This is a genomic window from Chryseomicrobium aureum (assembly GCF_016909155.1).
In the GTDB taxonomy this organism is placed as follows: domain Bacteria; phylum Bacillota; class Bacilli; order Bacillales_A; family Planococcaceae; genus Chryseomicrobium; species Chryseomicrobium aureum.
The window spans coordinates 65,871-82,655 of sequence record NZ_JAFBFG010000010.1; the positions used below are offsets into that span (position 1 = coordinate 65,871).

The window sequence follows — 16,785 nt, forward strand, 5'->3', positions numbered from 1 at the left end:
TTACACTTTTTCCAGTGGGGATTAAATATGAAAATATATGGATTACTTTGAAACTAAACCTTTTGACTTACGTAAAGAAAGTTAAATGAGAAATATTGGAGATTAATTTGAAGGAGGGAATACAATGACGAAATATAAGGTGACAGCTTATCTTATAAAACAAGATTATGAGAACTTAAATGACGTAATTAAGGAGGATGCTGTTGTTAAAGAATATGAGTTAAAGGATTATCCAAACTTAGAAGGGAAATTAATTGTTGGATTAAATAAAATGAATTCTCCCACTTGGATTAATTTAGTGAAGTTAGGAATTCAAGAATCTATGGAAGAGATTTTAAATAGCTCTACAAGAGCACTATTACTTTTAAATTGCGAAGATAATACTTTGGCATTCGTCTTTGGGTTTGGTAGACACTTATTAAAAGATGAATATATAGTAAAAGATTTTGGAATAAAAGTAGTGTTAAATAGCGTAGACTCTCAAAAGTTAAAGAGTATTGATAAAGCTAATGTTGGAGAGATGACTATACAATCTAGAACTCAAACAAGTAGTAGCTCATCAGTGAATGTATTTGGCATAGATATTGCCAAAGACTTTCTTAAAGCTGTGACTGGGGAGCCTGTAAATGAAAAGCTTGGTAAAGTTATTACAGGGAGAGAGTCAGCTCAGTTTGAATATGATTTTGAAAATGATTTTAATAAATTTCAAGAGGTATGTAATATTTTAATCGAGAAATACAAGAGCGATGAATATAAGGAAGATTTTAGCTGGGTGGATAACTTACAACAAGTAAATGATAGTAAAACTAAAGAAGATCTAAATTCACTACTAATGCAAACTCTTAAATCAGAGGAAGTGGAAAGAATTAGTTTAGCTCCGCCAGAGATTATTGAATGGAATGATATTGGTAAGTTTTCTTATACTGAAGGAGGGGAGCGTAGTTCAGAACTTGAGATAGGTGGATATTTAAAATATATAGAGAAATATGAAGATTTAACATTTGAACAATTAAATCGTCATTATATTCATGTTTGGAGCAGTGACGATGAGAATGCCAGAGTTCACAAATGGAAAGTTTATGACTGTATGCTGTTTGAAACTACGATTGGGTCAAGTGATTATGTCCTTACAATGGGCAGTTGGTTCAAATTAGATCAAGATTTCGTTAGCAATGTAGAAGAGTATTTATCAAAAATTGATTACTGTGACTTAGATCTTCCAATATGTAAGAAAAAAGAAAAAGAAGGAGAATATAATTTACGAGTTGCTGATGGAAGTGAAGACATTGTAAGCTTGGATGCAAAATTAGTTAGATACCAAGGGAGCAATATAGAAGTGTGTGATTTGCTAACTAATCAAGGTCATCTTATACATGTTAAACCTTGGACAAGTTCATCAACCTTAAGCCATCTATTTTCTCAAGGTAGGGTTTCAAGTGAGAGCTTGTTGGAGGATATAGAATTCAGAAAGCTTGCTAGGGATAAAATAGCGGAAATAGATGAAAGATTCATGGATCATATCTTGGAGGAAGGCTACAATCCAAATGATATTGAAATCGTATATGCAATAATTGATTCAAGCGATAAAGTTTTAACTGAACGATTGCCATTCTTTTCTAAGCTTAATATGATGCAGGCGGTAAAACATATTAAAACTATTGGGTATAAAGTTACTTTGTTAAAGGTGAAAAAAGAAAAATAAAGACTATAGCTCCTGCGAAATATCTCATTAAAGAAGTACTCTTCTTATTTGAAATATCACCTGGGAGCTTTTTCTATTTCGTTAAGATAATCATTTGGATTTCCCTAACAAATCACCCATGTTATTACCCCTCACTTGATTTATACTATATATAGATTGCCTTTTATAAAATTTAATAGATATGAGCAATGGTTTTTCGAGTTTTGGCTAGCCATTAACAATTCAATAAGCTTACATAAATCATTACCAAGAAAAGAAATGAGGAAATAGAATGTCTACTTTAAATCAAAAATTGTTCAGTGCGGCAGACAACCTGCGCAGCAAAATGGACGCATCTGAATACAAGAACTACTTACTAGGATTGATCTTCTATAAATACTTATCTGATAAACAACTAGAAAAAGTTGTGTTAATCGCGGATGAATCACTAGAAGAATACAACATACAACAGAAACAGACAGAGTTATTTGCTGGACTGATGGCAGATGCAGAAATCAGAGATGATTTAGTAGAAACATTGGTCGATACATTAGGTTATGTCATCGCACCAGAATATCTATTCAATGTCTTGGCTGCACAAGCTCAACAAAACATTTTCCAATTGAACGACCTAAACAAAGCATTCGTGCAATTAGCGTCGGAGTTTGACCAATTCAATGGTCTGTTTGATGATGTGGATTTGAAATCGAAAAAATTAGGTTCAGATGACCAACAACGCAATATCACGATTACAGAAGTCTTGAAGAAATTGAACCATGTGGATTTGATGGGGCATGGTGGAGATGTTATCGGAGACGCATACGAATTCTTAATCAGTCAGTTTGCATCTGAAGCGGGAAAGAAAGCCGGAGAGTTCTATACACCTCACGAAGTATCGGACATGATGGCACGTATTGCCGCAATGGGGCAAGAAGACAAAAAACTGTTTAGTGTCTTTGATCCGACAATGGGTTCAGGTTCTTTGATGCTGAACGTTCGTAACTATATCAACTATCCGGACAGTGTGAAATATCACGGGCAAGAGCTGAATACGACGACATTTAACTTAGCGAAAATGAATTTGATCCTTCATGGTGTCGACAAAGAAGACATGCGCTTGCGTAATGGGGATACGTTGAACAAGGACTGGCCGACGGATGAGCCTTATACGTTCGACTCTGTCCTAATGAATCCTCCGTACTCAGCAAAATGGTCGGCAGATGATACATTCTTAGATGATTCTCGTTTTAACCGTTACGGAAAGCTTGCGCCAAAATCCAAGGCTGACTTTGCCTTCTTACTACATGGCTACTACCACTTGAAAGATTCTGGAACGATGGCAATCGTCTTACCACATGGAGTGCTGTTCCGTGGTGCAGCAGAAGGTGTCATTCGGAAGAAGCTCTTGGAAGACGGAAGCATTGACGCAGTAATTGGTCTACCAAGTAACTTGTTCTTCGGTACGTCGATTCCAACGACAGTCATCATTTTGAAGAAGGATCGCGAGACACGTGACGTGCTCTTCATCGATGCAAGCAATGACTTTATCAAAGGCAAGAACCAGAACAAACTCTCAAAAGCAAACATCGATAAGATTGTGGAGGCCTATCGCAATCGTGAAAATATCGAAAAATATTCGTATGTTGCCAGCTTTGACGAGATCAAAGAAAATGATTTCAACTTGAACATCCCAAGATATGTCGACACGTTTGAAGAGGAAGAAGAAGTTGATATGGCGACAATCGGTGCGACTATTAAAGACATCCGTAAAGAAAAAGCTGAACTTGAATCGAGTCTCTATGAAATGATTTCCTCACTTCAATATGATGAAAAGAATGCGGAGTGGATTCAAGGAGCATTAGAGGTGTTTAAGCGTGGAGAATAAGTTACAGCCAAAAATTCGGTTCAACAGATATATTGATTCTTGGATGCAAAGAAAAATTGGAGATTTTTCTGAAGAAACTCTTGGTGGTGGAACTCCTAAAACATCTGTGAAAGAATTTTGGGATGGGGAAATAGCGTGGATACAAAGTTCTGATTTAAAAGAACATAAAATTTCTGGAGTCATTCCGAAAAAGAAAATAACTAAATTAGCTTTAAAAGAATCTGCAGCTAAATTGATACCTAAAAATTCTATTGCAGTTGTGACAAGAGTAGGGGTAGGGAAAGTTGCAGTTATGGACCGTGAATATGCAACCAGTCAAGATTTTGTATCTCTTACTCAATTGAAAGTCGATAAATGGTTCGCCGGATATAGCTTATATCAGAAATTGCAAAAGGAATTATTAAGTGTGCAGGGAACTTCTATAAAAGGAATTACTAAAAGTGAGTTATTAGATAAAACAATTTATGTTCCTATAAAAATGGAGGAGCAAAATGAGATTGGTGTGTTCTTTAAAAATCTAGATGCTACTATATCTCTTCATCAGCAAGAACTCAAAACCCTTAAACAAACGAAGCAAGGCTTCTTGCAAAAGATGTTTCCTAAAGAAGGGGAGACTGTGCCGGAAGTTAGGGTTCAAGGATTTAATGACCAGTGGAGAGAAGAAAAGATTGGAGATATAACTGAGTCATTTTCTGGAGGTACACCTAGCTCAAATAATAAATTATATTATGGTGGCAAAATTCCTTTTATAAGATCGGCTGAAATAAATTCTGAAAGTACCGAGCTATTTATTACAGAAGAAGGACTTAAGAATTCTTCAGCAAAAATAGTGTCTCAAGGAACGATTTTATATGCAATGTATGGGGCAACAAGTGGCGAGGTTGGAATATCAAGGATTGAAGGTGCTATCAATCAGGCTATATTAGCGATCAAACCTATAAAAGGAGATAATGTGAATTTTATTTATCAGTGGCTAAAGAAAAATAAAGAAAATATTATTAAGTCCTTTTTACAAGGTGGGCAAGGAAATCTTTCTGGATCAATAATAAAAAAACTATCAATTCTTTTGCCCTGTGCAGAAGAACAGTTAAAAATCGGTGAATTCTTCAAACAGCTAGATCAAACCATCGAACTCCACGAAAAAGAACTCGAAGCCTTAAAAGAAACGAAAAAAGCATTCCTACAAAAGATGTTTGTGTAGATAGTTAGGGAGGAGGACATCCCATGACGAAGTTGGCTCACAATGACGAGCTGGAAGTTGAAAGACGATTGATTGAAGTCTTAGGTGAAGGACATAACCAGTGGAACTACCGGCCAGATCTGAAGACGGAACAAGACCTCTGGAATAACTTGCGCCATAAGGTTACGCGCAACAATCTGTCTGAGATTGGGGAGCATCCCATTACAGATAAAGAGTTTGAGACAATTAAGACAGAACTATTGTCCAAGACGAAAACACCTTTCGATGCAGCGAAGTGGTTGAAGGGTGAAAACGGAATTGCGCGCATTACTATCGAGCGTGAGGAAGTTTCACTCGGCTCGATGTCTCTTATTTTGTATTCAAACCAACATATAGGTGGAGGGATTTCTAGCTATGAAGTCGTTCATCAGATTGCGAAAAGTAAAGTAGATGAGGATGGACGAGACCGTCGTTTTGATGTGACGCTTTTAATCAACGGTTTACCAATCGTTCAAATTGAGTTGAAACAGGTCTATGCCAAAGATGGTGTGTTCCAAGCATTCAACCAGATTAAAAAGTACGCAGAAGAAGGAGTGTTCCGTAACAACATCTTCTCGACACTCCAACTTTTTGTCATCTCGAATGAACAGACGACACGTTATTTTGCCAATGCTATGCCGAAAGATATGCATAAGAAGTTCATCTTCAGCTGGCGTACGACAGACAATCGACGTGTGGAGAATTTGTATGAGTTTGTAAAACAAGTGTTGAACATTCCGGATGCCCACCGTCTCATTGCGAACTATACGATTGTCAGTGAAGACCAAGACAATAAGGTACTCATGGTATTACATCCGTATCAGATTCATGCGATTGAAGCGCTTTTCACAGCGGCCAATAAACATGAGTCTGGTTTTGTCTGGCACGCGACAGGTTCCGGAAAGACACTGACGAGTTTTGTGTCGACCAAGCTCCTTGCAAGAAAGAGTGGCATCGACCGGACAATTATGTTGATTGACCGCAAAGATTTGGATAGCCAGACGACGAGTGAGTTTACAAAGTTTGCGTCTGAGTTCAATACAGGAATCTCGTCAGGAACAGCCAAATCCAATAGCCTTATTGTTGGTACAGAAAGCTCACGAAAATTGAGTGAAACTCTACTCTCGGATGCCAACTCCAATACGGTGATCATCACAACGCGCCAGAAGCTTGAAGCTGCTCTTCGTTATGCGCAACAACAAGAAGAAAAGAATGGTACAAACCGGTTCAAAAAATTAATGGGCCAACATATTGTGTTCATCGTGGATGAATGCCACCGAGCTTTGAGTTCTGAAGGAATGGAAGTCATCAAAGGGTTCTTCCCAAAATCGACGTGGTTCGGTTTTACGGGAACACCTATTTTCAATGAGAACAAGAAACAAGCAAAAGGGCAGCTTGCCCGGACGACACGTGATCAGTACGGAGATCTTCTTCACAGCTATACGATCAAGAATGCTTTAGAAGATGGTTCGGTACTCGGCTTCCAAGTGGAACATGAGAGCACAATCGAATCCACATCTCTTTATAATCATATCTTTACGCAACTCCGTTCAACTGAATCGTCTGCAGACCTGACAGATGAACAGTTGAACACAAAGATTGATGAAATGGATGACGTGGAGAAAGAATCTTACATAGCAACTAGTGTCTATGAAAGTGATGACCATATCCAAAAAGTGATTCATAAGATATTACGTCCAGACAACGCCTATACAAAGTTTGATTTCTTAAATGGTCGACCTCAAAAGTCAGCTATTTTGACTACGAGTTCTATTGATATGGCAAAACGCTATTACCATGCTATCAAAGAAATGACTTCAGATCCGGAGTGGATGGAAAAAGAATTTGCAGGTCAACCGATTCGGAAAGGTCGCACAATCGACGATCCAGATTTTCCACGAGTTGCTATCACGTATTCGCTTCAAGAAAATGAAGAACATGCAAAAGAGAATCAAGATGAAATGCGTCAAATCATCAAAGACTATAACAGCTATTACGGGACGGCGTGGTCACTGGAAGACATCGAACGGTATAACGGGGATATCAACAATCGATTGGCTCGAAAGCGTGCAGAGTTCAAGCAGTTCGGTAAGCAAGTCGACCTTGTCATTGTTGTAGATCGTTTGCTGACTGGTTTCGATGCACCAACTGTACAGACGTTGTTTGTAGACCGGAACTTAAGTTACGCGAACTTGATTCAGGCTTTCTCGCGAACGAATCGCACGTTTCCTGGAAAAACGAAAGGACTCATTGTTACCTTCCGTAAACCGGCGACAATGGAGAAGAATGTAGAGGATGCAACGAGACTCTACTCAAACGAAAACACCGAAACCGGACTCGTATATCCAACATATGATGAGTCGTTGAAGCGCTTCAAGAAAGCACACAAAGCGTTCAAGGCTATTCTTGAGAAGACACCGGCTATCAATGAACATTCGCCGATTGAAGATCGAATCGATTATGTGGTTGCGTTTCAAGAACTCAACAATTCATTTGAAGCGCTCGTCACGTATGATGATTACAATGATGCCATCGCCACCTCAAAAACTTTGCAAGAGCAAGTGCAGGTTATTGCAGAGACAGCTGGCGTCTATAACACAGCTAAGGGATCTTTAGTGGAGGAGAAACCACCGATTGACGGGGATCCAGGCGAAGGCATTGTACCGGATTTCTCAGAAATCGAGTTCTTTTCCGGAAACGCTATCAAACTCTACGATATCGATTCTACTTATATCGATAAACTATTGGGTGACTACTCGGCGAATAATCAGGACGTCCGTTTAGAGATTGAGAAAGCACTTCAGAAATTGAAGAAATCAGATGTCGTTAAAGCAGTATACAATGAGATATTGAATGCAATTGATGCGAAAGAAGTAGATCCTTCAGAAGACATCTTTAGTCTGAAACGCCGGTTCTTCACGCAAGCTTATGACCAAGCCATCCGAGAGTTCCGGAACACTTGGTTTGTAAGTGAAAGCGAACTTCATGCATCTGCAGTACAGTATCAAATCGGAGCCGACCCAATTCCAAATATCGGTGGAATCATCGATAGTAAAGACTTCGGCAAGTATAAAGAAGTGCATCCTGGGGCTATCCCATTTAAATATGGACCACAATTAAAGCGCGAGTGGCGCACTACCTTAGATGAGGTTCTTGTTTCGTTGGATGCAGAATTGAGATAGGTTGAGAATATATTAACTTGAGGAGCCAATGAACCGGCTCCTTTTTTTATTTGAAAAAAATAATATATAGAAGAAGCTTGAGCCGGAATGGCTTTTTTTTAGCTCCTAAATAGAAATTTTATATACTAAAATATGCCATTAATATAATATAAGAGTAATAGGGAATTCCGGAGGTCAGTTATGAAGTATTTAGATAGTTTCTTTACGCCCAATTACTATATAACTCTTTTCTTAAGTGGATTTATAGGAATATTTATTTATGCAGCTAAAGCTGGAGATGCTTTTGTCGATCAAAATAAGTTTTATTATATAGCAACAGGTTTTCCAATATGGTTTTTAATTCGCTATATCTATTGGAAGTTAAGAGATACAAAAGACATTCAATCAATAGATTTTAAGAGTTTAGAATCAGCTGGTAAATTTACAGAAACAAACACTATTAAAAAAACAAATGTAGATGACCAGCTTTTACAAGAGTTTTATAATACAGACCCAAACATAGTTAATAAAGTTGTCGACAGAATATTAGAGGATATAAAAGAAGATAAGCTTGATAGAACAAATTGGTCTAGAAGGATTCTAAATCGAAAATCTTTAGTAACACTTAATGAGAAGAATCGTATGAAAGCTTTTGAAATCTTTTCTAGCTCAGCAAATACATTTGAGGAGTTTCAAGAACTATATGAAGCATTTAAATGGGTGCCTGAAAAAAATATCCAATCTGAGATAGTTGTTTTAAGAAATATATTATGGCCGAATAAAACACAACTAAGAAATACTGAAACAAAAAATAATCAAAAGCAAGAAGATTCACTAGGGGCAAAACCCAGACCCGATCTAAACTCTAGAGCAGTTACAGAATCTTCTCCGAAAACCGTAGTGAGTATAGATTCTTCTAACACCATGAATGTTATGAAAGTAGTTCCTACTACTAGCCTTCATCAAAGTATAAGAGACGTTTGTCATCGTCGTGGTATTATTTCTGTTTATCATTTTACAGCTATACGCAATCTAAAAGGTATTATGAAAAAAGGAGTTCTATCTAACTTAGAAATAAAGCAAAGTGGTATTTATCATCTTGTCACAGATGTTAATCGTAATGATGGTATTTTAGATGGGACATGTTGGTCTATTAGTCATCCGAACAGCTATTACTTTAAAAGGGTACAAGAGAAATTTCCCGACGAAAAGTGGTGCTTACTTGAAGTGCCAGCAGAAATACTTTGGTCTAAAAACTGTATATTTAATCAAACAAACGCGGCTAATAAAAATCAATCATCAAAAACGATTTCAGAAAGAGCTACAGCTGAAGCATTCGAAAGTTTATTTAATTCCACTATATTAGGTAAAGATAATGCAATCCGTATTAGAAAAGATAATGAATTAAGATGTAATCCAACCGATATTCAAGCTGAAGTGATTATTAGAGATAAAGTTGAGCCAGAGATGATAAAGAAAATACATGTGTATGATTTTGAAGATGTAAAATTAGTTTGCAATGAAATCGTTACTGAGAATGTAAGTGTTCAAATAACCAAAAAGCTTTTTCAACATAGAATTTAGGAGGAATTTGATGGCGAGTAGACCAATCTTTGTAGTCTATACAGATGGAGTTAGAGAGGAAGGCGTCGAATTCAACTGGTTTCCTGGATTTTCTATAAGTCAGAAACAAAAATCGATAGAGTCATTACATCAAAATTACTTAGTTGAAAATCCCGACTCGAAGATTTTAGAGATATCTTCAAAAAGTATTGACCCACTTGGTATGCAATTGAGTGCATTTAATCTTAAAATCCAACATAATCAACAAAAAATACCTGTAGAAAATATATTTCAAAGCTCTAAGGTGTTCGAAAAAGGTGGGCCTTATATGGATTTGCTATTAGCACCTCCACGAGAAGCTAAAACAGATGCTCGCTTAAAAGGATCTGGAGAGTTAATAAAATTTGATTTTCTAGAAGAGTGGCCATTAAAACCTAAAACTTTATTTTATGATTGGATATATTTAAAAGCTCTTTCAGAGAATCATCACTTATCTATGGAACTCATCAAATATGACGCTTTTACTGACATCGAATATAACCCATCTAAATCTTTCAATTGTCAGGCAAGATCAGCAGCTTTATTTGTGTATTTACATAACCATAATCTGCTTCACAAAGTTCTTGAAGATTCAAATTATTTAAAAATAAGGCTAGATGGCATATATGGAAAAAACGAGATGATTGAAACTCAACAACAGAATCTTTTTGAGGAGGAATCTTAATGGCTGGCCAAATCAACTATTATCATCTTCTAAATATATCGCCCTCATCAACAAAGGACGAAATATACAAAGCATATCAAGATAGAATGAGTACAACACATTCACCTTTAGAAAAAAAGTTGATTGAAAAGGCTTATGAGGTACTTTCAAACTCGAAGAGAAAAGAAGAGTATGATCAATTATTCCAATCAGAAACACAACAACAATTAAATGAGAACAAAAATGTAGTTGTAAGAAAAACTACAACTTCGTCTGCACCTTTTGATAGTGGCATCAGAAAAACTACCTGGAGGCATAAACTATTTTTTCCTTTATTAAGCATAGTAATCTTGTTTGTCATTGCGATAGTCATGTTGCTAAATGAAAATAATACAATAGTGAATGATTATAATAGTTTGGTTGATACTTATGAAAATAGTGATGTCCTGCAAGAGCAGATTACTCAGCAACGAGAAAACTTAGAAGAGCTACTCACTCAAAACAATGATTTAAAAGCAAAAATTGAGGTGTTAGAAAGCGAAAAGGGAACTACTAATTCATCTGAATACTTATCATTACAAATAGAATACGATACTTTATTAGAAAATGTCGCTGCACTTGAAGATGAGAATGAAGAGTTGGCGAGTTTCAATCAAGAATTAATTAATAGATTAGAGAATGATTCAACTTCTTTAATTGCTAATGACAACCCTACAGTATCAAGCAGTAGCACGACTTTTGGACTTGGATCTACTAAAGATGAAGTGAAAGCTATTATGGGGACGCCAGATGGTATAACTATCGGTGGGAATTGGTGGAACTATGGAATTTCTTATATTACATTTGATTATCATACAGGACTCGTAGATGGCTGGCAAAATAATGGAGAGTTAAAAGTTGAGTAAAACTGATTATGTGGAATTTATTTTGAATAGAGGAGAATACAATGAAAAAACTAGTAGCATTACTCGCAGCGAGCCTTTTAGTTTTAGGTGCATGTGGGAATGAAGAAACAGCACCAGCCGAGGAAATAGAGAATCAAGCCTCTACCGAAACAGTAGATACAGAAGAGACTGAGTCTGAAGAAGGTGGCGTCAACGTCGATAAAGGACTATTTAATGTAGAAGTAACCTTGCCAGCGAGCTTCTTTGAAGGTGAAGATCTCGCAGAAGTAGTTGCCAATGCAGAAGCAGATGGAATCGGTGAAGCAACTGCCAATGACGATGGTTCTGTTACGTACAAAATGTCTAAGAGCAAACATAAAGAAATGATGGAAGAAATGGCAGCAAGTGTGGAAGAGACTAAAACAGACTTAGTTGAATCGGGTGACTTCCCATCAATTAAGGGAGTAGAAACGAATAAAGATTATAGTCACTTCACACTGAGTGTAGACCGTGAAGCTTTCGAGAACAGCTTTGATGGGTTTGCGACCATGAGTGTTGGAATGGTCGGTACACTATACCAACTTTTCAGTGGCGTTCAGTCAGATGATTTAGAAGTGCTTATTGAAGTGAAGGATGTGGATACTGACGAGGTTATCAGCTCTGTTGTGTATCCGGAAGCTTTAGAGGATATGGGAGAAGAATAAGTAGTGGTAGCAAAAACTGTGTTGATTTAGAGGAGTCAATTCTCTTCTAATTGATACAGTTTTTTAATTTCAAAAAGAGCCTTTTGGAAACAAGAGAGATATTTATAGTGATGAAACTCTGATAAACTAAGATTAAAAACATGGTGGGGATTCGATGAAGAATACAAGATTTTATGACATTAGTTGTGTGATTTTAGTTATTCTTACATTAGGTTTAGGGAGCATTTTGGCATACGTCTATTTGATGGATAAATATTATTCACCCAAACTTCAAAAATTGGCTGTTCGATTTGGGAACATTTATTCATCTTTATTCTTGGGTCTTATACTTACTTTTTTAATTTCTTCTGAATTCATGCTAGTTTTATGGATGATTGCAATGATTGGTGTCTATATTTATTCTATTGTTCAAATACTAGTAGTTATTATTGATGTACCTAAAGAAATAAAGCCAAAAGAGTTGGTCGAAAATATTCGTCCAAATAAACCATTGTTTATTATTCATGAAAAAATCAAAGAGCTTGAGAGGAAAAACTTTAATTTACAAGATCAGAATTTATACCTTCAGAAACAATTAAATTCTAAAGAGACCACTTCACAACATCCCCATAAACAAGAGGATGAATATAGAAAGCTGCTACTTAAGCATAATGAGTTAGTAAAAAGGTTTGAGGATTTACAAAATGGTATTATAGAACGTCATGATCAGAGAGTAGAACAATGGAAATTAGATAACGAAAGAGAGCTTGAAGATGCGAAATTAAATGACAGTAGTTTTCTAAGGGATATGGGTTATCAGATTACAGGTACTAGTAGAGAACAAAGGTGGAGAGTGTTACAAAGAGCTGTTGCTAAGCATGGTTTAAAGAAGGTTGTTCGAATCATAGATGGCAATATTGCCTTAAGGGTTCGACAAACTAATGGGAGAAGTAAATATTCGTATGCTATTGCCGAGTGGAATCATGACTTAGGACGATTAAAACGAACATATTATAAAGGGGAGTTTAACTGGCCTTCTATGAAGTGAATTTAAAATAACATTCAGTTTAGGAGCCAAATTCAGGCTCCTTTTTGAATGCAAAAAATGACCCACCTTGGTCCGCATTGTAAAGAGGCGTGGTGGGTTCTGTTACTAACTAGTATACACAAATTTAGCTTTTTTGTTTAGCTCGCATTACTTTGTCTATAATTCACTAAATACTGCCAAGTTTTGAAAACATGTTCCTCAGAGAACAATTTCTTTTTTCTATCATTCCAAGCTAAAACTTCTTGATAAACCGAACTGAAATTTTCTGCCTGCTCAGGGTTCTCTTTCATAATCCAGTGGACAGTAGATAACATTTCCATACCATAAGGTGTTTCAAACCCACGTATCAATGAGCTCACTTGATTTAAATGGTGTTTAGTATCTGGATAACTTTTTAAGAATTCATGAGCTTTCGTAATAGACTCTTCAATTGAAATATTTATATACTATGATTAAACTACGATTTTTTTAAAAGTCACAAAAAGAAGAGAACAACTAATTATCAAATCAAAAAAGAAGCCAGCAGGGAAACTGGCTTCTTTTGATAACTTTATTATAGATCGCGATCTGTACGGTCACGGTCTGTTAGATCCGTATCACGTAATTGGTTTGTAGAATCGTGAATATCTACTTCTTCACGGCGAACCGTTTCAGAAACGGTTTCCGTATCCATCACTTTCTTTTTACCGATGACGATCTCTTCAGCGACAACATCTTTCTTTGTCACTTCGACGTGTTCTTCCGTCACTGGAATGTGAATGCGTCCTTCTTCTTCGTAAGCATGAGTCGACCCTTTACCGAAGTTACCTTCTGAATGGACAGAAGACTCCTGGTTGACTGGACGTCTTTCGATATAGACTTCTTCGCGCTCGACAGGGACTTCTACAGTCTGAGTGTCTTCTACGACATGCTTCTCTACATCGATTTCACCAGTTTGAACGCGTTGTTTATCGACATGAAGTTGTTCTTCATGAAGTTCTAAGCGTTCTTCTTCCGTACCTTCATGAGTAGATTCGAATGTATTACCTGTATCATATGAACCCACACTTCCAGTGAAGTGATTTCCGTAATCTTTATCTACATATAATAGATATTTTCCGGCTTCAAGTTCGCTCGAATAGCGTGTGCGTTCTTCATCTGACAATCCCATGTTCGTAAAATGTTGATCTCGAATAAGATCTTCACCTGTTAGAGAGGCTTTGAAACGATCCCACCAAGAGCTCTCTTCGTTTGTGTTGTAATCAGAAGAGCCACGGTACATAGAATATTGATTGTCTCTGTTTGAAACGATATACATATCTTCCTCCGTATACCCTTCTGCTCGTAAGCGATCCATTTCCGCTTGGATTTCAGTTTCCGTATCATAGATTCCATATAGCTTGTTGTCTCGATTTTCCATTTTACATCCTCCTCGTTCTTTTCGTAATTAAGTTGATTCTATTTAGGAAATACCTTATTTAAAACAAGAATAAACTTAAATTGATTTATAAAATTTGTAATATTTGTAATGATTGAATAGTCAATCATAATTTTATATGTAGGTATTAGTTAGAAATGAGTTGAAAAAATATCTATCTATATTCAATGTATAGCGTAGCTTCTTATTTTAAAGGTCTCATCACAAACGCTAATAATAGAGAGGATTTGCTATGAATTCTCTATTTCTCTCTTGATAAGTAATCTATTTTTGCGACCTCATAATTTTTAATCAATTTATGTTATTCACGATAATCCCACTTATAATTAGAAGAAAGATCAGAGACAGTAAATTTCCTAATTCCCCTAACTCCGATTGTGAGACTTTACATCGTGTTTATCTGTGGTATAGGAATCTTCATTATAGATAATTACTTCTTCTTCGGTTAGCTTCAATTTAGTTTTATTACACAGTTCAGTGGGTATAACCTATATAGGAAAATCAAACAGTTTTTCCTATAACAAAACAGAGGAGGGAACTCTATTGTTCAATGAATATTATGTAAGAGACATGTTATCATCTCTACCTGACCTACTTCTCGCATTGCTTGTATTATTAATCGGATTTATTATCGCGAAAGTTGTTGAGAAAGTAGTCTTCAAAGGTCTTCGTAAACTAAACCTCAATGAACGTCTAGGTAACACACGCTCTAAATGGTCAGTCGAAAAGATTATTAGTAAGGTAGTATTTTTCATCTTGCTCATCCTTGCATTCGTTCTATTCTTTAACATACTTAACCTCGACACATTCGCAGCTCCGTTTGCGAACATGTATGACACATTGACAGGCGCTTTCTTAAACATTTTAAAAGCTGGTTTGATATTACTAGTTGCTTGGGGACTGGCTACCTTAGTTAAAAAAGGCATCCAAATGCTGGGCAACAAAGTCGATTTCAACAAACTTGGTCAAAAGACTGGCATGTCAGCTACTGGTGAACAGAAAACGAAGTGGACAGACACGGTTGCCAACGTTTCTTACTACTTAATTTTCCTTCTTTTCTTACCCGCTGTATTAAATGCATTAGGAATTGATGGCTTAAGCGGTCCATTTGAAGACATGTTATCTAGCTTCATTAATTTCATTCCTAAACTGGTCTCTGCAGCTATCGTATTTGCTATAGGGTATTTCATCGCGAAATTAGTTCGCAATCTAGTAGAGAAATTCTTACATGCTGTTGGAATTGACAAATTTACGGACAAAATGAATTTGAAAAATAATTCAACAACTACACCAACAAATACGACTTCAAATACAAGCCTTTCTAAAATTGCTGGATTGATTGCGTTTATCTTGATTTTAATCCCAATTACGATCACAGCTTTAGAAATTCTTGACCTTGATGGTATTTCACAACCAGCCGTTGCAATGTTAAATGACATCATGGCCATGATTCCACAAATCATCGTTGCTATTGTATTGGTACTTGTAGGTATCTACGTAGCGAAATTTGTGAAAGATTTTGTGGTCAACTTATTAAATGGATTTGGTATCAACAATTTAGCTTCAAAAATTGGTCTAAACAAAACGAATTCTTCTAACTTTGATTTAGCTTCAATCATCGGAACAGTTGTTCAAGTATTAATTGTTCTTCTGTTTGTAATGGAAGCACTACAACTTGTCAACCTAGACTTCATGGTATCACTAGGTAGTGCAGTATTTGCTTACCTTCCTATGGTAGTCGCTGCATTAGTTATTCTGGCGGTAGGTTTCTGGCTAGCTAACTTAGCTGAGAAACTCGTAGGTAGCTTGATGAAAGATGCATCAGGTTCTCCACACTTCTTACGCTTAGTAGCTAAATATGCAATCCTCGGATTTGCTTTCTTTATGGCACTTAGCCAATTAGGAATTGCACCTGGAATCATCCAGTCGGCGTTTATCTTAATCCTTGGTGGAGTTGCCCTTGCATTTGGTTTAGCATTTGGTTTAGGTGGACGTGAACACGCTTCTCGCTATCTAGATCGTATGGAAAAATCAATTGATGAGGCTGAAGTAGACAAAGAAAACTACGAACAGCAAAAGGAACAAATGAAACAAGATGCGAAGGATGATATGAAATCTACTCAAGAGGAAGAACGCTATATGCATGGAACTTCTGCACATGCAGATGATACGCTTGCACAAGACGTTCCTCAAGACACTGGCTTTAATCATCTTCAATCCAATGATTTTAATACAGATAATGGATCCACTTACGATTACCGTACAGAGGATGATAAAAAGAACTTCTGATTGAAATCATATGACGCACACTTTATCAACCTGGCTTCTACTGGCCAGGTTGATTTTTTAAAAGATAAGAAAGTATATAATTTTTGATGCCATGAGCCCAGTGTTCATGGTATTTTGATTTTATGGAGACAAATATTCTTAAGCAGATTTTCTTTGGTCAGAATCGTCATTGGGAGAAGTTTGTTCAAAAGCATCGCAGACTTATAAGACCGGTGGTCTTGAAAGAGATCAAAAAATTTCAAGGGTGCGGAA

Annotated in this window: 11 protein-coding genes and 1 pseudogene; 11 read left to right on the plus strand and 1 reads right to left on the minus strand. The window is 36.5% G+C overall.

The window, feature by feature from the left end:
- Window positions 1-124: 124 nt before the first annotated feature.
- The 9 genes from JOD03_RS08650 (at window position 125) to JOD03_RS08690 (ending at window position 12,827) form a co-directional block, all read left to right on the plus strand.
- Window positions 125-1,702, plus strand: a complete 1,578-nt coding sequence (locus JOD03_RS08650; RefSeq protein ID WP_204590448.1) for a DUF6119 family protein — start codon at window positions 125-127, stop codon at window positions 1,700-1,702.
- Window positions 1,703-1,973: 271 nt separating this feature from the next.
- Entirely contained in the window at window positions 1,974-3,566 is a 1,593-nt protein-coding gene (locus JOD03_RS08655) for a type I restriction-modification system subunit M (RefSeq protein ID WP_204590449.1), read from the plus strand.
- Complete coding sequence (locus JOD03_RS08660) at window positions 3,556-4,767, plus strand: restriction endonuclease subunit S (RefSeq protein WP_204590450.1); 1,212 nt, start codon at window positions 3,556-3,558, stop codon at window positions 4,765-4,767. The genes JOD03_RS08655 and JOD03_RS08660 overlap by 11 nt, the downstream gene beginning before the upstream one ends.
- 23 nt (window positions 4,768-4,790) lie before the next feature.
- Entirely contained in the window at window positions 4,791-7,967 is a 3,177-nt protein-coding gene (locus tag JOD03_RS08665; protein ID WP_204590451.1) for a type I restriction endonuclease subunit R, read from the plus strand.
- A gap of 180 nt (window positions 7,968-8,147) precedes the next feature.
- On the plus strand, window positions 8,148-9,530 hold the full coding sequence (locus tag JOD03_RS08670) for a DarT ssDNA thymidine ADP-ribosyltransferase family protein (protein ID WP_204590452.1): 1,383 nt from the start codon (window positions 8,148-8,150) through the stop codon (window positions 9,528-9,530).
- Between the two features lie 10 nt (window positions 9,531-9,540).
- Entirely contained in the window at window positions 9,541-10,233 is a 693-nt protein-coding gene (locus JOD03_RS08675) for a DarT1-associated NADAR antitoxin family protein (RefSeq protein ID WP_204590453.1), read from the plus strand.
- Window positions 10,233-11,117, plus strand: coding sequence for a DnaJ domain-containing protein (locus JOD03_RS08680; protein ID WP_204590454.1), 885 nt, complete (start codon window positions 10,233-10,235; stop codon window positions 11,115-11,117). Before JOD03_RS08675 ends, JOD03_RS08680 begins: the two co-directional genes overlap by 1 nt.
- Window positions 11,118-11,158: 41 nt before the next feature.
- A complete protein-coding gene (locus tag JOD03_RS08685) occupies window positions 11,159-11,800 on the plus strand; it encodes a hypothetical protein (protein WP_204590455.1) in 642 nt (213 codons plus the stop codon).
- 154 nt (window positions 11,801-11,954) lie between these two features.
- The gene (locus JOD03_RS08690; protein WP_204590456.1) at window positions 11,955-12,827 is read left to right on the plus strand and encodes a hypothetical protein; all 873 of its coding nucleotides are present in this window, start codon (window positions 11,955-11,957) and stop codon (window positions 12,825-12,827) included.
- 553 nt (window positions 12,828-13,380) lie between these two features.
- Here the strand turns inward: JOD03_RS08690 and JOD03_RS08695 are convergent.
- Window positions 13,381-14,226 (minus strand): DUF2382 domain-containing protein, encoded by an 846-nt coding sequence (locus JOD03_RS08695; RefSeq protein ID WP_204590457.1) that lies wholly within the window; start codon window positions 14,224-14,226, stop codon window positions 13,381-13,383.
- A gap of 561 nt (window positions 14,227-14,787) precedes the next feature.
- On the opposite strand from JOD03_RS08695, the gene JOD03_RS08700 reads away from it, so the two are divergent.
- A complete protein-coding gene (locus JOD03_RS08700) occupies window positions 14,788-16,533 on the plus strand; it encodes a mechanosensitive ion channel (protein ID WP_239584912.1) in 1,746 nt (581 codons plus the stop codon).
- 122 nt (window positions 16,534-16,655) lie between these two features.
- Window positions 16,656-16,785, plus strand: a pseudogene (locus JOD03_RS13915) (IS91 family transposase); the annotation flags it as partial.

Bases quoted from the DNA above. Each gene is read 5' to 3' on its own strand.
- JOD03_RS08695 (WP_204590457.1), bottom strand. From the start codon at position 14,226: ATGGAAAATCGAGACAACAAGCTATATGGAATCTATGATACGGAAACT.
- JOD03_RS08655 (WP_204590449.1), top strand. From the start codon at position 1,974: ATGTCTACTTTAAATCAAAAATTGTTCAGTGCGGCAGACAACCTGCGC.
- JOD03_RS08670 (WP_204590452.1), top strand. From the start codon at position 8,148: ATGAAGTATTTAGATAGTTTCTTTACGCCCAATTACTATATAACTCTT.
- JOD03_RS08690 (WP_204590456.1), top strand. From the start codon at position 11,955: ATGAAGAATACAAGATTTTATGACATTAGTTGTGTGATTTTAGTTATT.
- JOD03_RS08650 (WP_204590448.1), top strand. From the start codon at position 125: ATGACGAAATATAAGGTGACAGCTTATCTTATAAAACAAGATTATGAG.
- JOD03_RS08675 (WP_204590453.1), top strand. From the start codon at position 9,541: ATGGCGAGTAGACCAATCTTTGTAGTCTATACAGATGGAGTTAGAGAG.
- JOD03_RS08680 (WP_204590454.1), top strand. From the start codon at position 10,233: ATGGCTGGCCAAATCAACTATTATCATCTTCTAAATATATCGCCCTCA.
- JOD03_RS08665 (WP_204590451.1), top strand. From the start codon at position 4,791: ATGACGAAGTTGGCTCACAATGACGAGCTGGAAGTTGAAAGACGATTG.
- JOD03_RS08685 (WP_204590455.1), top strand. From the start codon at position 11,159: ATGAAAAAACTAGTAGCATTACTCGCAGCGAGCCTTTTAGTTTTAGGT.